Source organism: Achromobacter sp. 1012554356 (genome assembly GCF_059760815.1).
Genome location: NZ_JCBANC010000060.1, coordinates 19,977 through 39,627, shown reverse-complemented (window position 1 = coordinate 39,627; position 19,651 = coordinate 19,977). Strand labels below are relative to the sequence as shown.

The following is a 19,651-nucleotide window of genomic DNA, read 5'->3' as shown; positions in this document are numbered from 1 at the left end:
CCGCCACACCGCCCGCCGCGCCGCCGCCTACACCCGATCCAGACCCTGCTTGAGATCCGCCAGAATGTCCTCGGGCGTTTCCAGCCCGACCGACAGCCGCAGCAAGCCCTCGGACAGCCCATAGCGCTCGCGGTCCTCTGCCGAGTAGCTGGCATGCGTCATCGACGCCGGATGCTGGATCAGCGTCTCGGGATCGCCCAGGCTGACGGCGATGCGCGCCAGCTTCAGGCTATTCAAGAGCGTTTTGCCGGCCACCAGACCGCCTTTCAGCTCGAACGCCACCAGGCCGCCGCCCGCCGCCTGCTGGCGCTGCGCAATGTCTGCGCCCGCCGTGCCGGCCAGGCCCGGATAGAACACATCGGCCACCGCCGGATGCTCGCGCAGCAGCTTGGCCACCCTCAGCGCGGATTCGCTATGGCGCTGCACGCGCAGCTCCAGCGTCTTGATCCCGCGCAGCACCAGAAACGCCGTGAAGGGCGACAGCGTCGCGCCCGTGAAGTAGCGCAAGCCTTGCAGCCGGATGGCGTCGATGTGCTGCTTGCGGCCCAGCACGGCGCCCGCCAGCAGGTCCCCGTGCCCGCCCAGGTATTTGGTGGCCGAATGCAGCACGATGTCCGCGCCATGTTCAAGCGGACGCTGCAGCACCGGCGTGGCAAAGGTGTTGTCCACGATGGTCAGCAGCCCCTTGCCGCGCGCGATGGCCGAGATGGCCGCAATGTCCACGAGGCGCAGGTTCGGATTGGCGGGGGTCTCGAAGTACACCGCCCGGGTCTTGGGGCCGATGGCGGCAGCCACGGACTGCGGCTGCGTGAAATCCGCGAACACGGCGCGCACGCCGAATCGGGACAGCCCCTGCGTGAATAGCGTGAAGGCCGTGCCGTAGACGATCTGGTCAACCACGATCTCGTCCCCGCTTTGCAGCAGCGAGAACAGGGTGGCCGAAATGGCCGCCATGCCCGAGGCCGTCACCACGCCGGCCTCGGCGCCTTCCAGCGACGCCAGCCGCTCTTCCAGCAGCGCCTGCGTCGGATTACGCGTCCGGCCGTAGACATAGCCTTGGGCCTCGCCGAGCCGGATCCGGTCAAAGGCCTCGATACTGTCTTGCGTGTAGGTGGACGTCAGATACAGCGGCGGCGACAGCGCCCCCTGTTCGTCCAGCGGGTCGTAGCCCAGGTGAATGGCGCGGGTCGCAAAGCCTTGCTGCGCGAGGTCGGTCATGGTTGTCACTCCTGTCATGGGTGGGTGCAGGGGCGCATCGCGCCTGCCTGGAAATCGGAAATCGCCGCAGGTCCGCGGCATTGACGGGGCCGAAGCGAGTCTTTACAGTCAAACGCCGTATCTCCGTTTTCGTGCGCGACATGAACGACCCGCAAGCGCCCGCCGCGGCCGCCGGCCCGGCGGTTATCCCCGCGAAGCCGCCCCAACCCGGTTGGCTGCTCAAGGCCGCCACCTGTCTGGTCTATTCCGCGATGTTGGCGTGGGCCGTCTACAGCAGCCGGCCCGCCACCATGCTGGACGTCGCCAAGCTGGCCTTCGGCGGCGCCATTCTTCTGGGCCTCATCCTGTTTGCCGTTCTGGGCGTCTTTTCGATCTGGACCCGCTTTCGCACGCCGCGCAACCGCTTGCGCATCATGCTGGGCGCGGGGGTGTGCTTGCTGGCCGCCGTGGCCGGGCCGCTTGCCGAGCGCACCCACGACAACCGCCAGCGCGACATCGCCAACACCGAAATCCGCAAGGCCATCGACGCGCTGCGCCTGCAGGCCGGCGGCGGCAGCGGCGCGCCCGAAGACGTGCCCGCCATCGACCCCTCGCCCAAGGCCACCGGTCCGTACGGCGAAATGGAACGGGCCATGAAGACCATCGCGGGCGAACGGCTGGCGCAGCATCGCGCGTACCTGCAGGAACTCAAGGAAATCGGCCTGCCCAAGCTGTTCGACGCCCGGCGTCTGGCGCGCGACTCGGGCCTGATCGAAAGCCGTCTGATTCTGGAACAGGCCGAACAGCTCGTGCCCGGCTACCGCGAACAAAGCATGGACGTGTTGAACGGAATGCCTGCGCTGGTGCGCTCGCTGACCATCGCCGAACCGGAAAAGGACAAGATCCTGAAGGCGTTGCAGGACTCCCGCGCGGCCAGCGAAGAAAAACTGGCGCGCGTCTGGGACCTGGAAACGCAGATCCTGCATGAATTCGGGCTGATGATCACGCTGCTCGATGACAACCGGCAGTTCTGGTACGCGGACCGGGACGAACTGATGTTCGGTCGCGATGCCGACTTGGCGCGCTTTCATCAGCACCAGGACGCCGTCAACCGGCTGGCCGGCGAGCAGGAGCGGTTGGCGACGCAATCCCTGGCGGCCATGCCGCAGGCGCCATTGCGCTGAACCAGAGGACGCTTCGCGCGCGACTCGCATCGTTCACCGCTTGTGGTCGGCGCGGCGCGACAGCCACTCGCCGGTGAACTGCACGATCGACACCAGCGCGATCAGGATGACGATCACCTCAAACATCACCCGCGTCTCGTAACGCTCGTAGCCGTAGCGGATCGCCAGGTCGCCCAGGCCGCCCGCCCCCACCGCGCCGGCCATCGCCGACGCGTTGATCATGGCGATGACGCTGACCGTCATGCCGCCGATGATGCCGGGCAGGGCCTCGGGTAGCAGCACGTGACGCACGATGTGCCAGCGCCGGCAGCCCATGGCGCGCGCCGCCTCGACCAGACCGTGGTCCACGTCGTTCAGGCTGACCTGCGCAATGCGTGCAAAGAACGGAATCAGGTTGGCCGACAGCGGTACGATGGCCGCCCAGGTGCCTAGCGTCGTGCCCACCAGAAAGCGCGTGAACGGCAGCATCGCGACCAGCAGGATGATGAACGGGATGGCGCGAAACGTGTTCACCGTGATCGACAGCGCCTTGTTGAAACGGGGACGCGGGTAGAGATTGCCCGGCGCGGTGATGGTCAGCACCACGGCCAGCGCCAGGCCGGTCGCGATGGCAATGGCGGCGGAAATGCTCACCATCGTCAGGGTCTGCAGAAACGCCTGCAGGTACTTGTCAAGCATCGGTAGCGACATAGCCCAGCACCTTGATCTGATCGGCCACCAGCGCGGCGCGCGCGGCCTCTTCCTGTAAAGCGTGCGCGGGCACAGACACCAGCAGACTGCCCTGCGCATGGCCGCGCAGCCGGTCCAGCCCGCCGTGCAGCAGCGTGGCGCCCGGGCCCATCGCGGCCAACGCCTGCAGCGACACGCCGTCTGGCCGGCCTTGTCCGGTGAAGCGCAGGCGCAGCACGGCGACGCCGGGGCGACCTTGCAGGTCCGGCACCAGCCGGGCCGCCAGGTCCGCGGGCAGGTCGTGTTGAAGCGGCCGCAGCAGCGCGCGCGTGGCATCCGCCTGTGGGTTGCCGAACACGCGCCACACCTCGCCCAGTTCGACGTTGCGGCCGCCGTCCAGCACCAGCACCTTGTGGCAGACCTCGCGGATCACGGCCATGTCGTGCGTGATCAGTACGACGGTCAGGCCCAGGTTGCGGTTGATGTCCAGCAGCAGGCCCAGGATCGATTGCGTGGTCTCGGGGTCTAGCGCCGATGTCGCCTCATCGCACAGCAGGATCTCGGGCTCGTGGACCAGCGCGCGCGCGATGCCGACGCGCTGCTTCTGGCCGCCGGACAGCTTAGCCGGATACACGTCGGCCTTGTCCCGCAGGCCCACCATGTCCAGCAGCGCGTCCACCCGCGCCCGCGCGGCCGCGGGCTTTACGCCGGCCACGCGCAGCGGCAGCGCGACGTTCTCGGCCACCGTCTTGGCGGACAGCAAGTTGAAGTGCTGGAAGATCATGCCGATCCGGCGGCGCAGGCCGACGAGCGCATTCTCGTCCAGGCTGCCCACGTCCACGCCGTCCACCCGCACGCGGCCGGCGCTGGGGCGTTCCAGCATGTTGATCGAGCGCAGCAGCGTCGACTTGCCCGCGCCGCTGCGGCCGATGATGCCGAATACCTCGCCGCGCGCAATCGAAAACGACACATCCGACAACGCCGCGACGGGGCCCGCGGGCCCTTGATATTGCTTTTGCAGCCCCTCGAACACGATGTGCGCGTCGCGCGCCGGCGATTGCGCTGCGCCGGCCGCTTCCGCGGCCAGGGAAAGTTCGCGTTGCATCTTGGCTCAGAAGACCGGGATCACCGAGCCTTCGAACTTGGTCAGGATGAACTGGCGAACTTCTTCCGAGTGGTACGCCTTGACCAGCGCGGGTACCCACGGCGCGTCCTTGTCCTTCTCGCGCACGACGATGATGTTCACGTAGGGGTTGTTCTCTTTCTTCTCGACCGCGATGCCGTCGCGCGTGGCGATCAGTCCGGCCTGGTATGCAAAGCTGTTAACGATGGCGGCGGTGTCCACGTCGGGCAGCGAGCGCGCCAGCACGACCGATGCGCTTTCCACGAAGTTGAGCTTCTTGGGATTGGACGTCACGTCGGCCAGCGTGGCGGTGCCGGTGGCCGGGTCGAAACCGTCCTTCAGCGTGATCAGCCCTTGGTCGCGCAGGATGACCAGCGCGCGCGTCTGGTTGCTTGGGTCATTGGGAATGCCCACCTTCGCGCCATCCGGCAATTCCTTGAGCGACTTGTATTTCTTGGAATAGAACGCGATGGGCGAGATCAGCGTGTTGGCGACCGGCACCAGCTTGTAGCCGCGCTGCTTGATCTGGTCGTTCAGGAAGGGAATGTGCTGGAAGGCATTGGCCTCCAGGTCGCCGTTGTTCAGGGCCTCGTTCGGGCTGGCGGTGCCGGTGATGACGACGGGCTCGACGGCCAGGCCGTTTTTCTTGGCTACCTGCGTCACCACTTCCCAGATCTGCTCGTCCACCCCGCCGCGCACGCCCACCTTGAGCGGCTTCGGGTCTGCCGAGAACGCCGGGCCGTGGAACATCGCGGCCGAGGCCAGCACCGCGCCCAAGAGGCGCTTGAACAGCGGCGTCCATGCCATGCGCGATTGCCGCGCGCCGTGGGAAACGCCTGCATCCGAGGAAGCCCCGGCGGCAAGAATACGCATAGTCATGATGGAATCGCCTCTAAGTCAACGCAGTTATGAGAGAGACGATTCTAGGGACGGGGCTTATGCGCGCGAACGAATAGTTGGTTGAGTCGTTATTACGGGGTTTTTTGGATATGGCGCGTTGGCATATGGGGCGCCGGGCAGGTGCCGGACGAGCAGTCCGGCCAGTCGTTCAGAACGGCTTGACCACTACCAGCGTCACGATGGCCGCGGCCGCCAGCACGACGTACGGGGCCTGCAGGTCGATCAAGGGCGGGCGCTTGCCGCTACCGCCCGCCATGCGCCGCAGCGATGCGCTTTGCATGCCGACCAACCCCGACAGGCTTAGCGCAAAGGCCACCTTGATCCAGATCCAGTTCATCGCGAACCACCCGAACGTCATGGCCAGATGCAGGCCGATGAGCCAGGTGATGACCATGGCGGGCGTGGTGACAAAGAGCGTCCAGCGGCGCAGCGCGTGGAGCATCTTGCGCTCCTTTGGCGCGTCTTCGCCGTCCTGCGGCTGCGAGGTCAGCAGGAACAGGGCAACGAAGAGCGAGCCGCAAAGCCACGCGACCGCGGCCGCGACGTGGGCCATCTTGAGGAGTTGGTATGTCATGGGCGGCATTATCGCCGCTCGCGGCAGACCGGCGCGGCGCCTCGGCGCGGGCAGTTTGCGCTACGGCAAACTGCGCAGCCGTCGATGCGCCGGGGGTAAAGCGTCAGTTGCCGGACTGCGGCGCAGCGGGCGCGGCAGGCGATTCTGCGGCAGGCGATTCTGCGGCAGGCGATTCTGCGGCAGGCGACCCTGCGGCAGGCGACCCTGAGGCGGGCGTTCCTGCGGCAGGCGCTCCCGCCGCCGGCGTACTTGCCGGCGCCCCATTGGCCGCCGGCGCCGGCTTGTCGCCGCCGGCCTCAGCCGGATTCAGCGTATCCGCCGGCGCATTCGGCGCCACCACCGGGTCGGCCGGCGCGGGCGCGGGCTTGGGCGCGGCGCCCTTCGTCCGCACGGGCGGCTCCGGCGGCTTGGCGGCCGCTTGTGCGTCCGGCAGGAACCGCTGCAACAGCTGGAAGAACCCGTCATAGAACTTGGGCCGCGTCACCGTCTGGCTGGCGGTCTTGACCAGCGAGTCGTCACTGCCGCCAAAGGGCATCGACACCTGCCCCAGCACGCTGACCCCCACGCTGGCCGAGTTGCCAGTGCGCTTGATCGAATAGCGGTCCTGCACGGCGTTCGCAAACACGGTTGTGCGGTCGCTCGCACTGCCGTCCGACGCGCACTCGATGTTGAAGCTGATCTGCGTATGCTGCCCGTCCTCGCCCTCGAAGTTCTTGTGGCCGGTAACGCGCGACGGCTCGAACTTGTCGATGAGATAGCCCTGGCTCAGCAAGGCCCGCCGGCCCGCATCACACGCGGCGCTGCTGGCCGCCGGAACGCTGCGCGAGTAGGTATCCGTTTGCGCGAAGTCCTCGCGCTCGTAGACGGGCTTGGGGGAAGAGCATCCGGCCAGGACGGCCGTCAGAGTGGCAAACAACGGAAAAACGAAGCGGCGGGTGACGCGAGGCATGAGAGGTCCGGCATGGGGCGACGACCTGCATTATCAGGCAAGAAAACCGTTTGCTTAATGGGGACAGTCCAAGCCGGAGATATGTTGAAACAGGTTCGAACGCCGAGGGGCGACCTCCACCGACGATCCCCCTGCAAACCCGCGGGCGCACCCATCAAGGCCCGCGTCGTAATTCGTATCGAATTCGGCGGGTCATCACTTCGGGGTCAACGCGCCGCTCGGGGCGGCGCCGGCTGCTTGTCCACCGCGCCGAGAATCTCCGCCGCCAACCGCACGCGCGCTTCGTTGGGATAATTGCGGTTGGCCAGGATGACGATGCCGAGCTTGCGCGCGGGCACAAACGCCACGTAGGCGCCGAACCCATTGGTCGACCCCGTCTTGTTGATCCAGGTCTCGCCCTGTGGCGCCAAAGGCGGCTGCAGCGCCTCTGCGGGATGGCTCTGGCTGTTCAGCGTCCCGGCGTTAGCCGTCAGCAGCGTGTCCAGCGCCACCGGATACGAAAACTGTTCCCACGCCATGTCCTGCGTCATGCCGCCCACCTCGTAATAGCCCACATGGGTATCCGCGAGGGCGCGGCGGATGTCCTTATCCAGCACGTCCATGTCCATGCCGGCTTCAACGTAGCGCAGCATGTCGCGCGCGGTGGACTTGACGCCATAGGCCTCGGCCGCCAGCACACCGGGATTGACGCGCACCGGCGCGCCCTGCTTGTTGTAGCCCTGCGCATAGCGCGACGCCTTGGCGGCGGGCACGTCGATGTACGTGCTGGTCAGGCCCAGTTTCGGAAACAGGTCCTTCTCCATTGCCTGCGCGAACGGCTGCTTCAGGCTCGCGGCGGCCACGACGCCCAGCATGCCGATGCTGGGATTGGCATACGAGCGATACGTGCCGGGCGCGTGTTCGGGCTTCCATGCCTTCAGGTATTGCATCAACTGCGCGTTGTCGCGCACGTCGTCGGGCACCTGCAATGGAAAGCCGCCCGTGGTGTGCGTGCCAAGGTTCACCAGCGTCAGCTTGGCGAACTCGGTCCCGGCAAGCTCAGGCATGAACCGCGCCGGACTGTCCGTCAGCGCCAACTGGCCCTTGGCCTGCGCATAGGCGGCAAGCGTCGCGGTGAAGGTCTTGCTGATCGACCCCAGTTCGAAGAGCGTGTCCCGATTGACCGCGCGTCGCGTCTCCAGCGACTCGACGCCGTAGGTGTAGAAGCGTTGGCGGCCCTGATGCGTGACGGCGATCACCATGCCAGCGATGTCGTGCTGCCGCATGACCGCGCGGGCCGCCTCGTTCACGACGCTGTCGATGTAGGGCAATTCAGAGCGGCCGAGGGCGGGGCCAGACACGGCGGCAAGAAGGCCGGCGCAAAGAAGGCCGGCGCAGAGGCGTCTACGGGTGTTCATGCAGCATTCTCAGGGAGGGGGACGGACAAGCCGGCGGAACGGGCGGCGATGCCGAATCGTACCGCGACGCGCGTCCGAACTGGCGTCTTTCCCCTCCCCGCGCGCTGCCTCAAGCCAAGGCCGGCTCCGCACGCAGCGGCTGGGCCGCATTCAAGTTCCCGGTGCCGTCCTGCACCGTGCCGCACATATCCTTGCAGACCTTCCCGTCCTTTACCACCAGAACGATCCGTTCCGGGTCGACCAGCAGCGCCAGGTCGTTCAGCGGATTGCCGTCCACCATGACCACGTCGGCCAGATACCCGGGACGCAGCATCCCCAGTTCGTCAGGCCGCTGCATGATCTGCCCGCCCAGCCGCGTGGCCGCGACCAGCGCCTCGACCGGCGTCATGCCGATGTAGTCCACGAAGTACTGGAGGTCGTTGGCGTTCGTGCCGTGCGGCATCCACGCGAATCCGTAGTCGCCGCCCGGCAGAATGCGTATGCCGCGCTTGTGCATCTTGCGCAGGCTTTCCGCGGCGATTTCCAGTTCGCGCTTGTAGCCCATGCTTTCTGCAATCGTGGGGGTGATGCCGTAGTCCGACGCATGGAACGCGGTGCGGACCAGCCACCCGATGCCTGGCGCGACAAAATGCTTGTGCTTGTTGGCTTCCAGCATGTCCAGCGCTTCGTCGTCCGCGAAGCTGGCGTGATACACCATCTCGATGCCGTGGCGCACGCATTGCTTGACCGATTCGCTGGAACGCGCGTGGGCCGCGATCCGTTTGCCATACCGTTTGGCTTCCGAGGCCAGCATGGCGATTTCGTCTTCCGCAAAGGGCGACATCTCTGCCGGCAGGCCCGCGATATATTCGCCCGACAGATTGATCTTCAAGTGGTCGACGCCGTACTTGATGAACGTGCGGACCGAGCGGCGGATTTCCTCGGGGCCGCTGCAAACGCTCCCAAAGCTCAGCTCCTCGAAATGCATGTGGGGCAGCGTGTTGTCGCCCAGCGCGCCGATGGTCGTGATCTCCTGGCTGCCGGCCAGGTAGCGCGGGCCCGGGCACTCGCCGGCGTTGATCGCATTGCGCAGCACCACGTCCAGCCGCGGCTTGGCCGCCGCCGCGCCGATGGCGGACGTCCACCCCATTTCCAGATAGCGCTTGGCCACGCGGACACACCACAGGATGTGCTCCTCGGGCGGCATGAACTGGATGGCCGCCAGCGTGGGCTGATCATTCCACGAGAAATGCGTGTGCGCCTCGGTCATTCCCGGCATCAGGAACCGGCCCTTGCCATCGACGACGCGCGCGCCGTCCCGGTTGATCCGTTCGGGCAGGCGCGCCACCTCGACGATGCGGCCGCCGTCGATCAGCAACTCTCCGTCAAAGACGTCGTCGCCGCTTCCGTCAAAGATGACGACGTTGGTAAATGCGATTCTGGACATGCGAGGTCTCCTCCTGGCCCGCGGGGGGTCAGAATTTTTTTATGAAAGGTGTTGGTGTGACGTCGGTGCTGCGGATCGGGTGCTGCAAAGCTCGCAGTCACCCGCGCTTCATCGGGCCAAGCCCGCGTGAAACGCCTGTAACGCTTCCACGCAAGCGCCCGGCTGCTCGAACGTGGTCCAGTGTCCGCAGTCCGCGACGACGGTGCAGCGGCTGTTTGGGATGCGCGCCGCCATGGCCTGCACGTTCGCGGGGGGTGCAACGCCATCTTCATCGCCCGTCACCAGCAGCACCGGCACGCCAAGGCGCTCAAGATCGGCGGACTTCGCGCCGGCCAGCGCCTCGCAGCTTCGCGCATACCCTTCCGGCGGCTGGCGCATCACGCTTTCCCGGACCAGCGCCAGCACCGCCGGTTGTTCCGCCTTGGTGCGGCGGCTGGTGGCGCCCTTGACGATGGCATCGGCGATTTCCTGCATGGCGGGTGCGCCCTGACGGGCCAGCGCCGCGCGCGCCCGGATGCCCGGTCTGCCCGCCTCCGGCGGTTCGGCCAGCGGCCCGAAGAGCGCCAGCGTCCGGACCCGGGCCGGCTCCTTCAACGCCAGATGCTGCGCGACGATGGTCCCCAACGAATGCGCCGCCACGTGCACCGCGCCGCAGTCCAGCGCGTTCAGCACCGAGACCAGCGCGTCGACATAGCCCGCGATGGACAGCTCGCCATCCGTCAAAGGGGATCTGGCGCTGCCGGGCAGATCGGGGCGGATGACCCGAAAGCCCGTCCAGGCGCCCATCAGCGGCGTCCAGGTGTTGGAGGAGCCGCCGAGCCCGTGAATGCACAGCAATGCGGGGCCGTCACCGTCGATTTCCACCGACAGACCGTTGATCGATGTTGTCGTCATGACGCCTCCTCCACGAATTGGTTCTCGACGCTGCCCAGCCCCTCGACCTCCACGCGCACCACGTCGCCGGCCACCAGATATCGGGGAGGCGTCATTCCCATGCCCACGCCTGCCGGCGTGCCCGTGGCGATCACGTCGCCCGGGTAGAGCGTGATGCCGCGCGAGATCGTTTCGATCAGGGTCGGGATGTCGAAGATCATGTTCTCCGTGGGACCATCCTGCCGGAGCTCGCCGTTGACCCAGCAGCGCACGCGCGTCCTGGTCCCGTCAAACGCATCCGCCGTGACGATCCACGGCCCCATCGGACAGAACGTATCGAACGACTTTCCCATGTCCCATTGCTGATGCCGCATCTGCACGTCGCGGGCGGTGACATCGTTGATGACGGTGTAGCCGAAGACGTGCTCCAGCGCCGCGCCGCGCGCGATGTTCTTGCCTGTCTTGCCGATGACCACGCCAAGCTCGGCCTCGTAGTCGATCTGCGTGGATACGCCGACCGGCAACAGGACCTGCGCGCGCGGCCCCACCACGCATTCCGGCACCTTGGTAAAGACGATGGGCCAGGATTCCGGATTGGCGTCGTTGTCCTTGAAGACGGACGCGGACAACTCTTTGGCATGCGCGTGGTAGTTGCGCCCCACGCACCACACGTTGCGACGCGGCCGGGGCAGTGGCGCCCGAAGGATGACGTCGGCCAGGCGCAGCGGCGCCAACGTCTCGGGAAGCGGACGGCCCGCCGCCACGAGGTCAATCACGGCCTGCGCGCCGAGCTGCCTGCCTGCGTCATCAAGCGCCAGGGGCGCGATCGACAGGCCGTCATCAGACACCAGGCCGACGCCGGGCTCTCCGTTCATCAAATAACTTGCAATGCGCACCGCGGTCTCCTTCGTGCATCAGTAAATCGGCGAACGGTTCATGCCTCGCCGTCAGCACGACTTTAGGAGTGCCAGCACGGCCGCGCTTATCGTTCGGTGCGGGAACTTATCGCAGAGTCAGATGGCGTGATAGGTGTATACACCTAGAGCCCGGCAATGCCCGAAACCACGCCCATAAAATTCCCGCAGAAGGCCCCGGCGGACAGGTGGCCCCGGCGAGGCGTGCGCGCGCTCATCGCCCGATCAGAACTGGGAGACAGATCATGCAAGAGACTTACGCCTTGCACGAAGGCGCATTCGGCCGCGCGGTCGTGCTGGAGCTGCGCGGGGACCTGATTGCGCATGCGCATGCGGAAGTGCAGCTTGCCCTGTGGCTGGGCGGCGCAAGAGCCGAGGCGCACGTCGGCTCGAAACTGGTGCCCTACAGCGAACATCTTGCGCTGGGCACCAATACCTATGAATCCCATGACGCGCGCCTGCTCGACCGCTCGGGTCCGGCCGTCTTCCTCGTCCTGTACATTGCGAAGCCCTGGCTGGACGAGCGCCGCGCCGCCACCGGCCGCCCTTTCCATTTCACCGCGCCCGGCGTGCCCATCGACCCGGCGGTGCGCCAGGGCTGTTGGAGCCTGCTGGACAAGATCGTCGCACCGCAAGATCACCCGCGCGCCGACATCGACGCCGAAGTCGAAGCGCTGCTGCAGGCGGCGATCGAATCGTCTTCCCAGACAAGCCGCCCGCCCGGCGTGGCGCCCCGTCCGCAGACGCTGGACAGGCGCCTTCGCACCGCCATCCTTTACATGCGCGAAAACGTCCACGAACCGGTTGCGGTGGAAGACATCGCCAGCAAGGTCGGGTTGTCGCGCGGCCACTTCTTCGCGCTGTTCCGCGACCAGCTCAACACCACGCCGCAGGTGTTCTGGAGCGCGGTGCGCGTGGAAGAAGCCGTGCGCAGGCTGGTGCAGCAGGAGCAGCCGCTGACTTCGGTGGCGATGGACCTGGGGTTTTCGACGCCGGGGAATTTCTCGCGGTTTTTCCGCGATCACATGGGCGTGTCGCCGTCGCGTTTCCGGCGCGCGGCCTCCGGCTCCGCGCCGCATCTGCTGACGGGGATTCCCTGAAAAACAAGTGGCTGGACGCATCGACCGCGCGCATGCATCGCACCGGGGTTCATGACGCCAGGTTTTACGGCGCTACGCTTCCCCGCACTCCCAACGCGGCACCACCTCGAAAGACGTGTCCTGCACGGGCGGCAACAGCGCCAATGCCGCATCGACGGCCGCCTCATCGATCCAAACCGTCGAGCCGTCCGCCGGCACGAGCGGGGCATCGGCCATCAGCCTGTCCAGTTCCGCCCGCATCACCGGCGGCAGGTATTCCTTCAATGCGTTGATGTTGGCAGCGACACATTCCACCGCTTCGGCCGGCGTGAAACCATCCTCAACCAGATGCCCCACGTCTGCCGCGCTGCGCACCAGCGCATCGAACACAAACGCCTCGAACGACGCCCAGTCCACGCGCGCATCGCCGCTGTCATGCCAGACGAGCGCAACGCCGACGCCGCCGCCCGCCGTGGGCGTCAGGCAATAGGCATCGCCCGCGCCAGATTCCGCAAACGGCAGAAAGCGCCTGCCGTGCTGATAGCCGGGGTTGAGCCATTCCTCGGCGGTTTCGCGCGCCTGATGCGCGTCGATCCATTCCAGGTCATCCATGCAGGACAGCACAGGCCGTGCGGCCAGCGTGTTGCCCTTCCAGTCGCCGCGCCACGCCGCGCTGTCCTCGCCATAGCCGATGCGGCCGGCGTCGATCAACCGGGCCAGCATGCCGGGCAAGGCCACGCCGCAATCCTCGGCCAGTTCGGCAAACGTTGCCATTCGTCTTTTTCCTTCGTCAGAACTCAAGCACATCCAGGAAGCACTCGGCCTCGACCGGGTCGCCCAGCACCGTGGTCAGCGCCTGCAACGCACGCGCCCGATGCTCGGGCTTGATTTCCCAGTCGTCGTTGCGCAGGTCTTCGTCGGCCTCCAGGCAAACGACGCCAACCGCAGCCAGCGCGGACGCGAACGTCGGCAGATCGGGCGCCACCACGTCCGCGTCCCACGCGCCCGTGCCGTGCATGGCGTAGAGGATCTCGCCGGTTTCGGTGTCCAGGATGAAAGGGTCCGCGTTCTGGTCGGCGATCACCAGCCAGTTGTCCTGCCACTCGGTAACGCGTTCGCCGTTCGAGGCGTCCCAGCGATATCCGGCCTGCCGGTCCCACAGCTTGTACAGCGGCGGAAAACTGATGTTGGTTTCGGAAAGCGTGATGCCGACCGGCCCCACGTTCTGGTGATAGGTGGCGCCCCACGGGCCGACCTGGTCATAGAAGTCCGCCAGCACCTGCGGCAGCGCAATGTCGCCCTGCCACGCGTCGCGCGGCTGCGGACGTAGTTCGCCGAATCGCGCGAACTGCGCCCGGATGGGTTCAAACGAATTCATGTTTATGCGTATCCGGACAACGTCTTAGAGATAAATCGTGCCGCGCAGGTACAGCGCCGCCTGACCGCTGATCACCACGCGTTCGTTGTCCTGCACTTCGCAATGCAACTGGCCCTTGCGCGCCCCACCCTGCTGCGCGGTCAGCGTGCGCTTGCCCAGGCGCTGCGCCCAATACGGCGCCAGCGACGTGTGCGCCGACCCCGTCACGGGATCTTCGTTCACGCCCACGCGCGGACCGAACCAGCGCGACACGAAGTCAAAGCGCGCAGACGGTGCCGTCACGGCCACGCCCCGTACGTCGAAAGCCGCCAGCGCCGCGAAATCCGGCGTCAGGGCATCGATGAGCGACTCGTCCTCGATCACCACCAGATAGTCGTCGGTCCGGTACAGCGACTGCGCGGCGGGCAGGCCCAGCGCTTGCAACAGCGCGGGCGGCATGTCCACGGCCTGCGGCTGCTTGGCCGGAAAGTCCATCGCCAGCCGGTCGCCCGCACGACGCACACGCAGCTCGCCGCTACGCGTCGAAAACCGCAGCACGTCTTCCGGCGCGTTCAACTGCTCGAACAGCACATAAGCCGTTGCGAGCGTCGCGTGGCCGCACAGGTCGACCTCGACGGCGGGCGTGAACCAGCGCAGTTCATAAACATCGCCGTTTCGGACGAAATAGGCAGTTTCGGAAAGATTGTTTTCCTCGGCAATACGCTGCAGCGTTTCGTCGGGAAGCCAGGCCTGCAACGGCACCACCGCAGCAGGGTTGCCGCCAAAGGGCGCGGCGGTGAAGGCGTCTACCTGGTAGAGATCGAACTGGGGCATGAGAATCCGGAAAGAGAATGTCGCACGGGGTGTGGCACGGGGTGTCGCAATGATCGTCGCGCGCGGCGCCAGACCGCATTTTGCTACATTTGAACGCCCTGCCCCGATGCGACACGCGATCCAACCGCCACGGGGCGGCGGCAGAAGAAAACCGCTTTCGACCCCGGACAATCCATGCGCCCACCGTTTGCTGTTTCCGTCTCCCCAGCCCGTTTGGCAGGTTTCCGTCCCCGCCTGATCCTGGCGCCGCTGGCGGCCGCGGCCGCGCTCCTGGCCGGCACGGGCGCCCACGCACAGCAATGGTTCGAGGTGCCGCCGCGTCCGGACCACCCCAATGTCTCGATCCGGATCAGCGGCTTGCCCGACACGCGGCAGGCGTCGGGCAACGCCCGGGGCAAGATGGAATTGCGCTACACCGCCGTCCAGACCATCCCGGGCGCGGACAAGCAGCGCGCAAGCTACGACCGGTCAGTGACGGACGTGCTGTTCGATTGCCGCCAGGCGCAAGTGGGCTTCTTGCCGGCCACCAGCTACTACCTGAAGGACGCCCTCGTCACCACCATCAAGGACGAGACAATGGACGAAAGCCAGGTGCAATTCGTGCGCTTTGCGCAAGGCAGCCCGCAGATGAAGGCATTGCAGGCCGCGTGCGGCAAATAGCGGCTCACGCCAGCATCAGCGCGCCGCGCGCCCGAGGCGGCTCCTGATCCTGGCCGCCCCGCGCGGCGTCTTCGGTCAGCCGGAACACACCCACCGCCCGCACCAGCTCGCGTGCCTGGTCCTGCATCGAGCCGGCGGCGGCGGCGGCTTCCTCCACCAGCGCCGCGTTCTGCTGCGTGACCTCGTCCATCTGCGCCACGGCGCGGTTCACCTGATCGATGCCGCTAGCCTGTTCGTGCGACGCGGCCGCGATCTCGCCCATGATGTCCGTCACGTGCTGGACGGCGGTGACGATCTCCTGCATGGTCGCGCCCGCGCCTTCGGCCTGACGGGCGCCCGCGCCCACCTTGCCTACGGAATCCTCGATCAACGCCTTGACCTCGCGCGCGGCCTGCGCGCTGCGCTGGGCCAGCGAGCGGACTTCGCCTGCCACCACGGCAAAGCCCTTGCCTTCCTCGCCCGCGCGGGCCGCTTCGACCGCCGCGTTGAGCGCAAGGATGTTGGTCTGGAACGCGATGCCGTCTATCACCGACACAATGTCGGAAATCTTGTGCGAGCTGGCCGAGATCTCCTGCATGGTGCCGACCACCGCGGACACCGCCGCGCCGCCGCGCAGCGCGATTTCCGATGCATTGGCCGCAAGCTGGTTGGCCTGGCGCGCGTTGTCCGCGTTCTGCTTCACGGTCGAGGCCAGTTCCTCCATGGACGCCGCGGTTTCCTCAAGCGATGCCGCCTGCTCTTCGGTGCGGCTGGACAGGTCGGTGTTGCCAGCGGCGATCTGGCCAGAGGCGCTGGCAATCGTTTCGGAACCATGCCGGATCGCGCGGACGGCGCCGGCCAGCCGTTCCTGCATGTCCTGCAACGCATGCAGCAGGCGCCCGGTCTCATCGCGGGAGTCCGCTACGATACGCTGGCCCAAGTCTCCGCCCGCCACGGTTTCCGCCGCCTTGACGGCACGTGCCAGCGGACGGGTGATCGACCGGCTGACCCGCCACGCAAGCAGCGCCCCCAACGCGAGCGCCAGGCCCGCCAGGCCCACGTTCACGCGCTCGGCCTCCCCGATGATGGTCTGGCTTGCGATCCCGGCCTCGTCCATGTCGGCGGACTGCTGTCTGGACAACGCGATGATGTGGTCCTGCAGGCTGTCCAGGATAGGCAGCGTCTCTTGCAGCATGCGCTGGCGGGCGCCGTCGCGATCGCCGCTTCTGAGCATGGCGCCCACCGACTGGAAGGATTTCACGTAGCGGCCCCGCGCCTCTTCCAACGTGCGCAGCCGCGCGGCGGCGTCTGCCGTCGTCATCAAGGGCCGCAGCGTGGCCAGGGCGTCGTCGATACGTTTGCGGTTGGCCTCGATCTGCTGGAACAGTTTGTTCATGGCGGCCGGGTCGGCGTTGACGATCAGTTCCAGATTGACGCGGGCGTTGGCGCGCGTGGTCACGTCGACCACCGATATCGCGCTGGCCTTCACCCAGGTTTCCTGCGTGATTTCGCGGTTGATGCTGCCGATGCGTGTCAGCTCGAAATGCGACACGCCGGCCAGGGCCAGCAGCAGGACCAGGACTGCGCCAAAGCCCAGGCCCAGCCGGGTGCCAATGGAGAGATTGCCGAAATGGGTGCGGAGCTTCATGGGGTACCTCGGGAAAACCCCAGTCTAGGTTTCCCGACACATTTCGCAAACATTTGCACGCGGCGATGTTTGCGATTCCACAAAGACAACGAAGATAAGGCGTGGCGCAGCAACACTGCTGTAACGAGTTTGACCTTTACGCCCGCGCGGCAGCCCCGCACTCGGTGTGCAGCACTTACCGCGCTACTGATACCGCTCGCGATACCCCACGGGCGACATGCCGCAGTACTTGTTGAAGATGTCGCGAAAGGCCTTGGTGTCGTTGTAGCCCACTTCGTACATGACCTCGGCAACGCTTTTGCGCGAGGTTTCGAGCCGCTGCTTTGCGGCTTCCACACGCACGCGCTGGACGTATTCGACGATGCTGTTGCCGGTGGCCTGGCGGAAGCGCCGTTCCAGCGTGCGCCGGCCCAGCGCGTGGCGGCCGGCCAGTTCCTCGACGGTGATCTTTTCCTGGTAGCGGCCTTCGATGTAGTCCTGCACCGCCCGCACGATGTCGTCCGCGTGCGACTTCTGCCCCATGAATACTGAAAACGGCAACTGGCTCTGGCGGCTCCAGTCCAGCTGGAAATACTTGGCGCACCAGATCGCGGTGTCGCGGTCGGTGTACTTTTCGATCAGGTGCAGCACGAGGTGCGCGGCAGAAAATGCGCCCCCGCTCGTATAGACCCCGTTTTCCGCCATGACGACGCGATCGCTGGTCCAGCGCACCGTGGGAAAAAGACTGGCATAGAGGTTCTGCGCCACCCAGTGCACCACCGCCTGCTGCCCGTCGAGCACGCCGCCCGCCGCGAGCAGGGCGGCGCCCATGCACAGGCTGGCGACCTCGCCGCCATCGCGGTGATGGCGCGACAGCCATTCAATCAGCTCGCGGTTGGACAGCACCGCGTCCGACACCGATCCCAAGAGCGGCGGCGCGATGCAGATATCGATGTCGGTCGCGTCTGCCAGCACCATGTCGGCCTGCACCTTGATGCGTCCGTCGTCCAGGCTGACCTCGCGCGTCAGCGCCAGCGTGCGCACGTGAAACCGCGGCTCGCGGCCATGCGCGCGCAGGTATTCGTTGGCCACCATGAAGCCGTGGCGCGCGGTTTCCAGGGACGCAATATTGGTCCCCTTGGGCAGCAGGAACGCGACGTTTTTCATGTCGCCAAGCATACGCCTGCACGCTGACGCAATCCACCCGCAAGATTGTCGCAATTGCCTATCTGAAAGCCTTGCGGATCCCGATAAAGTGGCTCCTGCCGATCCAGAAATCCGGACGGCGGCCGAGGCGGATTGCGGACGTCCCGGCCCAAACCAGAACAACACGGACTCGAGGAGTGATCGATGGACAAGTACATAGACGGTTTCCTGCTGTGCGTACCCAAGGCCAACCTGGACACGTACAAGAAAATGGCCACGCACGCCGAGGGCATCTGGCGCGAACACGGCGCGCTGGATTACCGCGAAGGCGTGGCCGACGATATCGACGGCGAAGGCTTCGCATCGTTCAGCGCCGCGGCCGGGGCGCGCGAAGGCGAAGTCGTGGTGTTCGCGTGGATCCTGTATCCCAGCAAGGAAGAGCGCAATCGCATCAACGCCAAGGTGATGTCCGACCCGCGCCTGGCGGAAATGTGCTGCGAGGGCGTATTCGACGTCAAGCGCATGTGCTGGGGCGGCTTCGCCACGCTGGTCGGCAACTAGCGCCCCGGGCGCAGCCATTCAACAACCCTGGAGACACATCATGGCCACCAAAGCAGCCAAGCCCATTCCCGACGGCATGCACACGCTGACGCCGCACATCATTTGCGAGGGCGCGTCCGACGCCCTCGCCTTCTACAAGAAAGCCTTCAATGCCGAGGAGCTGATGCGGCTGCCCGGACCCAACGGCAAGATCATGCACGCAGCCATCCGGATCGGCGATTCGGTCCTGATGCTGATGGATGATTTTCCGGAATGGGGCAGCCTGGGACCGAAGGCGCTCAAGGGCACACCCGCCGTGCTGCACCTGTATGTGACCGACGCGGACGCCGCGATCCAGCAGGCAGTCGCGGCGGGCGCACAAGTCACCATGCCCGCTGCCGACATGTTCTGGGGCGACCGCTACGGACAGGTGGTGGACCCGTTCGGTCACCGCTGGTCCATCGCCACGCACATGCAGGACCTCACGCCCGAGGAGATCCAGCAGAACATGGCGAAGATGGGGCCCACCGAAGGCTGCGGCGACCCTTCAAAACAATGATGGCGCGGCGTGACGCGGACCAAGCCGCGCCGGGCCACGCCGTCCCCTCAAGGGGCCAGTTGCGGGTACGGTCCCAGGAAATCCAGCTTGCCGATCGGTACGCCCGCCTGGCGCAGGATGCCGTAGGCGGTCGTCACGTGGAAGTAGAAGTTGGGCAGCGCGAACGTCAGCAGATACTCGTCGCCCTGGAATTCAGGCTTGAACTCGCCAAAGCTCAGCGTGATGCGTCGGCTTTCCGCGCCATCGACCTGCTCGGGCTTCACGCTTTGCAGATACGCGATCGTGTCGGCAACGCGCTGCTGCAATTGCGCAAGCGTGGTTTCGGTGTCGGCAAATTTCGGAGCGTCACCCTGCGACAGCCGCTGTGCCGCGAACTTCGAGGCGTCGCTGGCCCGCTGGACCTGGCCCGATAGCGGATACATATCGGGCGCAAGGCGCGCGTTGACGAGTTCCGCCGGATCGATGCCGGTGGTTTGCGCGTGGGCGGCCGCCTTTTCAAGCAACGCGGCCAGCACATTCAGGCCGCGGATGAATACAGGCACGGACGCCTGGTATAGGGACAAGGGCATGACGACGACTTCCGTAAGAGTTGGAGGTGGCAAAGAGGCGTCAACAGGCACCGGGCGCCTGACGCTTTGTGATTGCAGCGATGTTACGCCGCCCG

General features: G+C 66.2%; 21 protein-coding genes and 1 pseudogene. 6 read left to right on the top strand and 16 right to left on the bottom strand.

Going from position 1 to position 19,651, the window contains the following annotated elements; translation table 11 throughout:
• Positions 1-27: 27 nt before the first annotated feature.
• Complete coding sequence (locus AC6LJW_RS24270; RefSeq protein WP_056562951.1) at positions 28-1,218, bottom strand: trans-sulfuration enzyme family protein; 1,191 nt, start codon at positions 1,216-1,218, stop codon at positions 28-30.
• 140 nt (positions 1,219-1,358) lie between these two features.
• Here AC6LJW_RS24270 and AC6LJW_RS24265 point away from each other — a divergent pair, with 140 nt between their 5' ends.
• A complete protein-coding gene (locus tag AC6LJW_RS24265) occupies positions 1,359-2,381 on the top strand; it encodes a hypothetical protein (RefSeq protein ID WP_056562954.1) in 1,023 nt (340 codons plus the stop codon).
• Between the two features lie 33 nt (positions 2,382-2,414).
• On the opposite strand, the gene AC6LJW_RS24260 is transcribed toward AC6LJW_RS24265, so the two are convergent.
• The 4 genes from AC6LJW_RS24260 to AC6LJW_RS24245 form a co-directional block, all read right to left on the bottom strand.
• Positions 2,415-3,071 (bottom strand): methionine ABC transporter permease, encoded by a 657-nt coding sequence (locus AC6LJW_RS24260; protein WP_400524315.1) that lies wholly within the window; start codon positions 3,069-3,071, stop codon positions 2,415-2,417.
• A complete protein-coding gene (locus AC6LJW_RS24255) occupies positions 3,052-4,155 on the bottom strand; it encodes a methionine ABC transporter ATP-binding protein (protein WP_056562959.1) in 1,104 nt (367 codons plus the stop codon). Before AC6LJW_RS24255 ends, AC6LJW_RS24260 begins: the two co-directional genes overlap by 20 nt.
• A gap of 6 nt (positions 4,156-4,161) precedes the next feature.
• Positions 4,162-4,923 (bottom strand): MetQ/NlpA family ABC transporter substrate-binding protein, encoded by a 762-nt coding sequence (locus AC6LJW_RS24250; RefSeq protein ID WP_234015914.1) that lies wholly within the window; start codon positions 4,921-4,923, stop codon positions 4,162-4,164.
• A gap of 298 nt (positions 4,924-5,221) precedes the next feature.
• A complete protein-coding gene (locus AC6LJW_RS24245; RefSeq protein WP_498088456.1) occupies positions 5,222-5,647 on the bottom strand; it encodes a CopD family protein in 426 nt (141 codons plus the stop codon).
• A 141-nt stretch (positions 5,648-5,788) separates the two neighbouring features.
• Here AC6LJW_RS24245 and AC6LJW_RS24240 point away from each other — a divergent pair, with 141 nt between their 5' ends.
• Positions 5,789-6,151, top strand: coding sequence for a pentapeptide repeat-containing protein (locus AC6LJW_RS24240; RefSeq protein WP_498088457.1), 363 nt, complete (start codon positions 5,789-5,791; stop codon positions 6,149-6,151).
• On the opposite strand, the pseudogene AC6LJW_RS24235 reads toward AC6LJW_RS24240, so the two are convergent.
• The 5 genes and pseudogenes from AC6LJW_RS24235 to AC6LJW_RS24215 all read right to left on the bottom strand — a co-directional run.
• Positions 6,090-6,596 (bottom strand): annotated as a pseudogene (locus tag AC6LJW_RS24235) (DUF2242 domain-containing protein); the annotation flags it as partial. The gene AC6LJW_RS24240 and the pseudogene AC6LJW_RS24235 overlap by 62 nt on opposite strands.
• Positions 6,597-6,802: 206 nt before the next feature.
• Positions 6,803-7,993: an AMZ family class C beta-lactamase gene (gene blaAMZ, locus AC6LJW_RS24230; RefSeq protein WP_498088455.1), complete on the bottom strand. Its 1,191-nt coding sequence runs from the start codon at positions 7,991-7,993 to the stop codon at positions 6,803-6,805.
• 109 nt (positions 7,994-8,102) lie between these two features.
• Positions 8,103-9,419, bottom strand: coding sequence for a metal-dependent hydrolase family protein (locus AC6LJW_RS24225; RefSeq protein ID WP_498088454.1), 1,317 nt, complete (start codon positions 9,417-9,419; stop codon positions 8,103-8,105).
• A gap of 108 nt (positions 9,420-9,527) precedes the next feature.
• Positions 9,528-10,313, bottom strand: coding sequence for an alpha/beta fold hydrolase (locus tag AC6LJW_RS24220; protein ID WP_498088453.1), 786 nt, complete (start codon positions 10,311-10,313; stop codon positions 9,528-9,530).
• The gene (locus tag AC6LJW_RS24215) at positions 10,310-11,188 is read right to left on the bottom strand and encodes a fumarylacetoacetate hydrolase family protein (RefSeq protein WP_427986491.1); all 879 of its coding nucleotides are present in this window, start codon (positions 11,186-11,188) and stop codon (positions 10,310-10,312) included. The genes AC6LJW_RS24220 and AC6LJW_RS24215 overlap by 4 nt, the downstream gene beginning before the upstream one ends.
• Before the next feature lie 263 nt (positions 11,189-11,451).
• Between AC6LJW_RS24215 and AC6LJW_RS24210 the strand changes: the two genes are divergently transcribed.
• Positions 11,452-12,306, top strand: coding sequence for a helix-turn-helix domain-containing protein (locus AC6LJW_RS24210; RefSeq protein ID WP_427986490.1), 855 nt, complete (start codon positions 11,452-11,454; stop codon positions 12,304-12,306).
• A gap of 72 nt (positions 12,307-12,378) precedes the next feature.
• Here the strand turns inward: AC6LJW_RS24210 and AC6LJW_RS24205 are convergent, their stop codons facing one another.
• The 3 genes from AC6LJW_RS24205 to AC6LJW_RS24195 are packed head-to-tail and all read right to left on the bottom strand — an operon-like array spanning position 12,379 to position 14,476.
• Positions 12,379-13,059 carry an SMI1/KNR4 family protein gene (locus tag AC6LJW_RS24205; protein ID WP_498088452.1) on the bottom strand — a complete coding sequence of 227 codons (681 nt, stop codon included), beginning with the start codon at positions 13,057-13,059 and terminating at the stop codon, positions 12,379-12,381.
• A 16-nt stretch (positions 13,060-13,075) separates the two neighbouring features.
• Complete coding sequence (locus tag AC6LJW_RS24200; RefSeq protein WP_427986488.1) at positions 13,076-13,663, bottom strand: SUKH-4 family immunity protein; 588 nt, start codon at positions 13,661-13,663, stop codon at positions 13,076-13,078.
• Positions 13,664-13,687: 24 nt separating this feature from the next.
• A complete protein-coding gene (locus AC6LJW_RS24195; protein ID WP_498088451.1) occupies positions 13,688-14,476 on the bottom strand; it encodes a PhzF family phenazine biosynthesis protein in 789 nt (262 codons plus the stop codon).
• 174 nt (positions 14,477-14,650) lie between these two features.
• Here AC6LJW_RS24195 and AC6LJW_RS24190 point away from each other — a divergent pair, with 174 nt between their 5' ends.
• Positions 14,651-15,136 (top strand): hypothetical protein, encoded by a 486-nt coding sequence (locus AC6LJW_RS24190; protein WP_427986487.1) that lies wholly within the window; start codon positions 14,651-14,653, stop codon positions 15,134-15,136.
• A 4-nt stretch (positions 15,137-15,140) separates the two neighbouring features.
• Here the strand turns inward: AC6LJW_RS24190 and AC6LJW_RS24185 are convergent, their stop codons facing one another.
• On the bottom strand, positions 15,141-16,763 hold the full coding sequence (locus AC6LJW_RS24185; protein WP_498088450.1) for a methyl-accepting chemotaxis protein: 1,623 nt from the start codon (positions 16,761-16,763) through the stop codon (positions 15,141-15,143).
• Positions 16,764-16,946: 183 nt separating this feature from the next.
• Positions 16,947-17,921 (bottom strand): GlxA family transcriptional regulator, encoded by a 975-nt coding sequence (locus AC6LJW_RS24180; RefSeq protein ID WP_056562982.1) that lies wholly within the window; start codon positions 17,919-17,921, stop codon positions 16,947-16,949.
• A 171-nt stretch (positions 17,922-18,092) separates the two neighbouring features.
• Between AC6LJW_RS24180 and AC6LJW_RS24175 the strand changes: the two genes are divergently transcribed.
• Together AC6LJW_RS24175 and AC6LJW_RS24170 are read left to right on the top strand one after the other, a co-directional pair.
• Positions 18,093-18,449, top strand: coding sequence for a DUF1428 domain-containing protein (locus AC6LJW_RS24175; RefSeq protein ID WP_056562985.1), 357 nt, complete (start codon positions 18,093-18,095; stop codon positions 18,447-18,449).
• Between the two features lie 40 nt (positions 18,450-18,489).
• Positions 18,490-18,987 carry a VOC family protein gene (locus tag AC6LJW_RS24170; protein ID WP_427986485.1) on the top strand — a complete coding sequence of 166 codons (498 nt, stop codon included), beginning with the start codon at positions 18,490-18,492 and terminating at the stop codon, positions 18,985-18,987.
• Positions 18,988-19,034: 47 nt separating this feature from the next.
• On the opposite strand, the gene AC6LJW_RS24165 is transcribed toward AC6LJW_RS24170, so the two are convergent.
• Positions 19,035-19,556 carry a DUF1993 domain-containing protein gene (locus AC6LJW_RS24165; protein WP_498088449.1) on the bottom strand — a complete coding sequence of 174 codons (522 nt, stop codon included), beginning with the start codon at positions 19,554-19,556 and terminating at the stop codon, positions 19,035-19,037.
• Positions 19,557-19,651: the final 95 nt, after the last annotated feature.